Origin of the sequence: Bacteroides caecigallinarum, assembly GCF_021530995.1 — a bacterium.
Lineage (GTDB): Bacteria > Bacteroidota > Bacteroidia > Bacteroidales > Bacteroidaceae > Phocaeicola > Phocaeicola faecigallinarum.
On sequence record NZ_JADYTF010000143.1, the window covers coordinates 1 to 7721 of the forward strand.

The window sequence follows — 7721 nt, forward strand, 5'->3', positions numbered from 1 at the left end:
TTACAGACCAATGAAAAGATTATTTTCTCTTATATTTATATTGAGTATAGTTTCAATAATAGTAAATGCACAACCTAAAATTTCTTTTGATTCTCAGTCGAAAGATATTGGATATATCTTGTGGAGAAATCCTGTTTCTGTGAAATATTCTTTTACCAATACAGGCGATAAGCCCTTGGTAATATCGAATGTGACTGTGTCTTGCGGATGTATGCAGGCAGATTGGACTAAGGCTCCTGTTGCTTCGGGTGAGAAAGGCGAGATTACTGCTGTTTTTGATGCTGAGGCTATAGGGAAGTTTTATAAGGAAGTAGGCGTATATTGCAATGTGTCTAATATTCCGCTTTATCTGGACTTTTCCGGTGAAGTGACAGCTGACCCGAAGGATTATGCCTATACACACGAATTTGGCTTTGGAGCGGTAAGAACTGACAAAGATGAAATAGTGTTTGACGATGTCAATAAGGGTGACAAACCACAGTTTGAGATTCTTGTGGCCAATACATCCAATAAGGCCTATAATCCGGTTCTAATGCATTTGCCACCATATCTTTCAGCTAAAGCGGAACCGGAGGTGTTGGGTTCGCAGAAAAATGGTAAGATAACTGTGACACTTGATACGGAAAAGCTGCCTAAGTTAGGAATTACCCGAACTACTGTATTCTTGTCAAGGTTTATGGGAGATAAGGTAAACAGTGCTAATGAAATTCCTGTTTCTGTAGTTCTTCTTCCGGACTTCTCACTGCTGACTGAGTTTCAGAAAGCTAATCCGCCGATGGCTGTTATAAGTTCTACATCACTGGACTATCATGGGTTGAAACCAAAACAGAAGAAAACTCAAACTGTAATAATAACCAATAACGGAAAATCAAATCTTGAAGTCCTGGACTTACAGGTGTTTACCATGGCTCTGAATGTCAAGCTTAACAAGCATATAATCAAACCGGGCGAATCTGCAAAAATGAAAGTTACGGTGCTGGCAAATAATCTGTCGCGCTCAAAAGGCAAGCCCAGGGTGTTGATGATAACAAACGACCCTAAGAATCCTAAGATTACCATTAATATAAATGCTGACGTCGTAAAATGATAGTGATGTCAGACATTTTCAGATATTAACCTTTAAAAATATTACCATTATGGAACATCCGGAAAACAACGAAGAATATAAGGGGCTGACAGTCAATCAGGGAGTTGAACAGCCTTCGATTGTAAATCCTTATATCAATCTCAGAAGCAGACCTAAAAGACGTCAGTTTTCTGTAGGTGAATATGTAGAAGGTATAGTAAAGGGTGATATAACAATGCTTAGCCGTGCTGTTACTTTGGTGGAAAGTATAAAACCCGAACATCAGGCCATAGCTCAGGAAGTGATAGAAAAATGTCTGCCTTATTCCGGCAATTCTGTAAGAGTTGGAATAAGCGGTGTCCCGGGTGCGGGAAAGAGTACTTCCATTGATGTTTTCGGACTTCATGTACTTGAAGAAAAAGGCGGTAAGCTGGCTGTATTGGCGATAGACCCTAGTAGTGAACGTTCCAAAGGTAGTATTTTGGGTGACAAGACCAGAATGGAGAAATTGTCCGTTCATCCTAAATCATTTATTCGTCCTAGTCCATCGGCAGGTTCGTTGGGAGGAGTGGCACGCAAGACTCGCGAAACGATAATTCTGTGCGAGGCAGCTGGTTTTGATAAGATTTTTGTTGAAACTGTTGGTGTAGGCCAGAGTGAGACCGCTGTTCATTCTATGGTGGATTTCTTCCTTCTCATACAGCTTGCAGGCACAGGTGACGAACTTCAGGGAATAAAGCGAGGTATAATGGAAATGGCTGATGGAATAGTAATAAACAAGGCCGACGGAAATAATATTGAAAAGGCCAAGCTTGCTGCCGCACATTTCCGTAACGCTCTTCATCTTTTCCCGGCTCCGGAGTCTGGTTGGACACCTCAGGTACTGACATATTCCGGATTCTACAATATAGGAATAAAGGAAATATGGGATATGGTGTATGGGTATATCGACTTTGTCAAGAAGAACGGATATTTTGATTACCGGAGAAACGAGCAGGCAAAGTATTGGATGTATGAAACCATAAACGAGCATCTTCGCGACAGTTTCTATCAGGACCCGTTGATTGCCGATATGCTTGAAATAAAGGAAAAAGAAGTCCTTAACGGACAGGCTACATCGTTCACGGCAGCCAAGAAGTTGCTTGATGTTTATTTTAACCAATTGAAGAAGTAAAAAGATTTTTATATAAGATATGCAGGACTTTGTTCATTTACATGTTCACACCCAATATTCAATTCTTGACGGGCAGGCTTCCATACCAAAACTGGTAGATAAGGCTATAGCCAATGGTATGAGAGGTATAGCTGTTACAGACCATGGTGCCATGTTCGGTATCAAGGAGTTTTTCAATTATGTAAACAAGAAAAACGGAGGGACAAATGGCGAAATCAAGGATTTGAAGAAGAAAATAGCTGCTCTTGAGAAGGGAGAAACTGAATCTGAAAATCCTGAAGAGGAACTGGCTGAATGCAGAAAACAGTTGCAGGCGGCACAGGACAGACTGTTCAAGCCGATTATTGGATGTGAGATGTATGTGGCACGCCGCGGGCTTAAAGACAAGGATGGAAAGCAAGACCAGAGCGGTTATCACCTTGTAGTATTGGCAAAGAACCTGAAAGGGTATCATAATCTTATCAAGCTTGTTTCTAAGGCATGGACAGAAGGATTTTATATGCGTCCGCGTACAGACCGTGCAGAACTGGAGAAGTATCACGAAGGACTTATCGTTTGTTCTGCTTGTCTTGGAGGTGAAGTTCCGAAAAAGATTACTGCCGGACAGTTTGAAGAAGCTGAAGAGGCTATACGCTGGTATAAGAACCTTTTCGGTGATGACTATTATCTTGAGCTTCAGCGCCATAAAGCTACTGTGCAAAGAGCCAACCACGAAGCATATCCGTTGCAGCAGACTGTAAATGCTAAACTGCTGGAATACTCCAAGAAATACAATGTAAAGCTTGTCTGTACAAACGACGTCCATTTCGTAGATGAAGAGAATGCCGAAGCCCACGACCGTCTTATCTGCCTTAGCACAGGAAAGGACCTTGACGATCCTAACCGTATGCTATATACCAAGCAGGAATGGATGAAGACACGTGAAGAGATGAACGAAATCTTCGCAGACGTACCTGAAGCACTTTCAAATACTGTTGATATATGCAATAGCGTAGAGTTCTATTCTATTGACAATCCGCCTATTATGCCTACCTTCGCTATTCCGGAAGAATTCGGAACGGAGGAAGAATACCGTAAGAAGTTTACAGAAAAAGATTTGTTCGATGAGTTTACTCAGGATGAGAACGGTAATGTTGTAATGGATGAGGCTTCGGCCAATGCCAAAATCAAGAGGCTTGGCGGTTATGAGAAATTATATCGTATCAAGCTTGAAGCCGATTATCTGGCAAAACTGGCATACGATGGTGCACACCGTCGTTATGGCGAAGTGCTTGATGAGGAAGTAAGCGAGCGAATAAAGTTTGAGTTGCATATTATGAAGACCATGGGTTTCCCTGGTTACTTCCTTATTGTACAGGATTTTATCTCTGCCGCAAGAAACAAGCTTGATGTTTCTGTGGGCCCGGGACGTGGATCTGCAGCAGGATCGGCTGTGGCATACTGTCTTGGTATTACACAGATTGACCCTATCAAGTATGACCTTCTGTTTGAGCGTTTCCTTAATCCGGACCGTATCTCTCTTCCTGATATCGATGTGGACTTCGATGATGACGGACGTGGACGTGTCCTGAACTGGGTAACAGAGAAATACGGACAGGAAAAGGTTGCGCATATCATTACATACGGTACAATGGCCACTAAATTGGCTATCAAGGATGTGGCGCGCGTGCAGAAACTTCCGCTATCGGAATCGGACAGACTGTGTAAGCTGGTTCCTGACAAGATTCCTGACAAGAAGTTGAATCTTCCTAATGCTATAGCATACGTGCCTGAGCTCCAGGCTGCGGAGGTGTCTACAGACCCTGTATTGAGAGATACCATCAAGTATGCAAAGATGCTTGAAGGTAACGTACGTAATACCGGTGTACATGCTTGTGGTACAATCATTTGTCGTGATGATATTACCGACTGGGTTCCTGTAAGTACAGCCGATGATAAGGAAACAGGCGAGAAAATGCTTGTTACACAATATGAGGGTTCTGTAATTGAGGATACCGGTCTTATCAAGATGGACTTTCTTGGACTGAAAACATTGTCCATCATAAAGGAGGCACTTGAAAATATAAAGCATAGTAAGGGTATAATATTGAATATAGACGAAATACCAATAGATGACCCTGCTACATATAAGTTGTATGGTGACGGACGTACAATTGGAACGTTCCAGTTCGAATCGGCCGGAATGCAGAAGTATCTGCGTGAACTCGAACCGTCAACTTTCGAGGACCTTATAGCCATGAATGCTCTTTATCGTCCGGGACCTATGGATTATATTCCGGACTTTATCGATCGTAAACATGGACGTAAGCCTATTGAGTATGATATACCTATCATGGAAAAATACCTCAAGGATACATACGGTATTACGGTATATCAGGAGCAGGTCATGTTGCTGTCACGTCTGCTAGCCGACTTTACACGTGGTGAATCTGATGCTCTCCGTAAGGCGATGGGTAAGAAACTCCGTGACAAGCTGGATCACATGAAGCCTAAGTTTATAGAAGGTGGAAAGAAGAACGGTCATGACCCTCAGGTGCTTGAAAAAATTTGGGCCGACTGGGAAAAATTCGCTTCGTATGCGTTTAACAAGTCTCATGCCACATGTTATTCGTGGGTAGCTTATCAGACTGCATACTTGAAAGCTAACTATCCTTCGGAATACATGGCTGCCACAATGAGCCGAAACATCGCCAACATCACTGAAATCACAAAACTGATGGACGAATGTAAGGCTACGGGTATCAATGTGTTGGGACCTGATGTAAACGAGAGTGAGCTGAAATTCTCTGTTAACAGCCGTGGTGACATACGTTTCGGAATGGGAGCTGTTAAGGGAGTAGGAGAGTCGGCAGTGCAGAGTATCCTTGAAGAACGCAGAAAAAATGGAGAGTTCAAGAATATATTCGATTTTGTACAGAGAGTGAATCTTTCCTCATGCAACAGGAAGAATATAGAAAACCTGGCTCTGGCAGGAGGTTTTGACAGCTTCCCGGGTATAAAGCGTGAAGACTTCTTCGTAAAGAATGCAAAAGAAGAAACTTTTGTGGAGGTTCTTGTAAGATATGGAAACAAATATCAGGTAGACAAGGCTGCAGCCACCAATTCACTCTTTGGTGGAGAAATGGCTGTAGAGATTGCCACGCCGGAGATTGTACCGGCGGCTGCATGGAGTGACCTGGAGCGACTCAATCGTGAGCGTGAACTTGTAGGAATATATCTTTCAGCTCATCCGTTGGATGAATTTGCGGTAGTATTGGAGAATGTATGTAATGTTCATATGGCTGATTTGGCCGATTTGACACCATTGCAGAACAGAGATCTGATACTCGGTGGAATAGTGACAGGTGTTCGTGAAGGATATACCAAAAATGGTAAACCATACGGTGTAGCGAAGGTTGAAGACTATTCCGGAGTGTCGGAATTTGCATTTTTTGGTAATGAATGGGTGGAAAAGAAGAACTTTTTCAGCGAAGGAATGTTCTTATATATGCACGGCAAATGCCAGCCTAAACAATGGAAGCAGGATGAATGGGAAGTTAAAATCAATACAATTGAGCTTCTGCCCGATGTAAAGGAAAAAGTAATAGAGAGAATAACAGTCAAAGCACCTCTTTCATCAATTGATGATGAGTTTATCACTGAATTCGGTTCCATTGTTAAGCAGAATCCAGGAAATGCTGAACTGTTGTTCTATATTATGGATGATGACGGACAGATGTATGTAAATCTTTCTTCACGTTCCATCAAGGTTTCTGTACAAAAAGATTTGATTAATTATTTAAAATCGCAATCACAGTTGGACTATAAAATAAATTAGTCTATATTTGTTGCGAATAACATATAAACATTGAATTTATAAACTTAAAAAGATAGAAAAAATGGCACTTAACATTACAGATCAGAATTTTGAAGAGATAATGGCAGAGGGTAAACCTGTAGTATTGGACTTTTGGGCAACATGGTGTGGTCCATGCAAGCAGATTGCTCCATATATCGAAGAACTAGCTGACGAATATAAGGATACAGTAAACATCGGTAAATGTGATGTTGACGAAAACTCAGATCTTCCAGCACAGTTCGGAGTACGTAACATCCCTACAGTACTTTTCATCAAGAACGGCGAAGTGGTTGAAAAACAGGTTGGTGCAACTACAAAGCAGGCTTTGGCTGAAAAACTGAAAGCTATCCTCTGATAGTAACGGACTTTTATTAATCATTAAACACTGGTAACTATGGCAACAGACAACGAATTCTTGTTGGAAGACGAGGATGATGAAAAGACGATTGAGTTTATCAAGAACTATTTGCCTCAGGACTTGAAAGAAAAGTTCACAGACGATGATTTGTATTATATATTCGACCTTATAGTAGAGTATTATACAAACAGCGGATGTCTTGACGCTCAGCCGGATGAAGAAGGATATATCAATATCGACCAGGATGAGATCGTTAATTATATAATTAAGGAATCTGCAGAAGACGGTATGGGACCTTATGAACCGGACGATGTATTCTTTGTAGTTCAAGGCGAAATGGAATACGGAAACCAATTGGGTGGTGTAGAATAAAAAACTCTTCATATAAAAAAATGCTTCAAGGTATTTTCATATACTTTGAAGCATTTTTTTTGTATAATAGACTTATGTCCATATATCTGTAGATTTCAGTATCTTCATTGTAGTGAAGAAGAAAAAGTGATTTCCGGATTAATGCCCTTTATTGTTTCTAGCATCATATCCCTGTTCTCCGGAGCCAGATATGTTTTCTTTCCGTTCTTCTCAATAATAACTGTATCATACGGAATATTCAGAGTGAATCTTTTCTTCTCTTTCAGAGCTATTATTTCTTTTATATCAAATATATTGATGGATCTGTATTTGAAATCTCTGATGCTGAGATATTCATCGGCTATGCTATATTCTATGTGATATATTCGAATGCATGACGACAAAGCCATGAAAATGAAACATGATATGAATGGAATGAGATTGTCAACGTTTCTTTCTGATAATAGTACCAGAACAATACATAATACTATCGCCGTGACAGAATACATCATGGACATCCATACACAACCCTTCACCTTTTCCGACATTTGTGAACTGAAAGTTTTCATATCGCCTGCTGTTTTAATTGTTTTTAAATGGTGTTTAAACGCTATTTAAATGGTGTTTAAACATCTTCTAAGTCTTACAAATATATGGAAAAAACATGATTTATACATCTTTTAGCATTAAAAATGCAGCATTTACGTTTATAAATTGTTTCTTTACTCAAGTTTCTGATTTAGATTTTAGGCAGTTTGTGCATATGCCTGTAGTGCTTCCAGCCTCTTGTTGTTTTCGATAAGCTGACGCATCAGCGTGTCCTCATCTGCTCCAGTGAGTTCTGCAACTATGCCCACCACTTCAACAATTATTAGCCATATTTTCTCTACAACAGTCAGTTCGTAGGCTCCTGTATACACATCCTTGAAAAGTC

At 40.7% G+C, this 7721-nt stretch carries 6 protein-coding genes and 1 pseudogene; 5 read left to right on the forward strand and 2 right to left on the reverse strand.

The window, feature by feature from the left end; genetic code table 11:
• The 5 genes from I6E24_RS14680 to I6E24_RS14700 form a co-directional block, all read left to right on the forward strand.
• Positions 1–1087 (forward strand): DUF1573 domain-containing protein (locus tag I6E24_RS14680; RefSeq protein WP_455577813.1); only part of this gene is annotated, 1087 nt, incomplete at its 5' end.
• A 49-nt stretch (positions 1088–1136) separates the two neighbouring features.
• Positions 1137–2240, forward strand: a complete 1104-nt coding sequence (gene meaB, locus I6E24_RS14685; RefSeq protein ID WP_235329304.1) for a methylmalonyl Co-A mutase-associated GTPase MeaB — start codon at positions 1137–1139, stop codon at positions 2238–2240.
• Positions 2241–2259: 19 nt separating this feature from the next.
• Positions 2260–6057, forward strand: a complete 3798-nt coding sequence (gene dnaE / locus I6E24_RS14690) for a DNA polymerase III subunit alpha (RefSeq protein ID WP_235329305.1) — start codon at positions 2260–2262, stop codon at positions 6055–6057.
• 61 nt (positions 6058–6118) lie between these two features.
• Positions 6119–6433: a thioredoxin gene (trxA, locus tag I6E24_RS14695; RefSeq protein WP_154045100.1), complete on the forward strand. Its 315-nt coding sequence runs from the start codon at positions 6119–6121 to the stop codon at positions 6431–6433.
• A 39-nt stretch (positions 6434–6472) separates the two neighbouring features.
• Positions 6473–6808 carry a hypothetical protein gene (locus I6E24_RS14700; protein WP_154045101.1) on the forward strand — a complete coding sequence of 112 codons (336 nt, stop codon included), beginning with the start codon at positions 6473–6475 and terminating at the stop codon, positions 6806–6808.
• A gap of 104 nt (positions 6809–6912) precedes the next feature.
• Here the strand turns inward: I6E24_RS14700 and I6E24_RS14705 are convergent, their stop codons facing one another.
• Entirely contained in the window at positions 6913–7356 is a 444-nt protein-coding gene (locus I6E24_RS14705; RefSeq protein WP_235329306.1) for a hypothetical protein, read from the reverse strand.
• 177 nt (positions 7357–7533) lie between these two features.
• A pseudogene (locus tag I6E24_RS14710) lies at positions 7534–7721 on the reverse strand (IS4 family transposase); the annotation flags it as partial.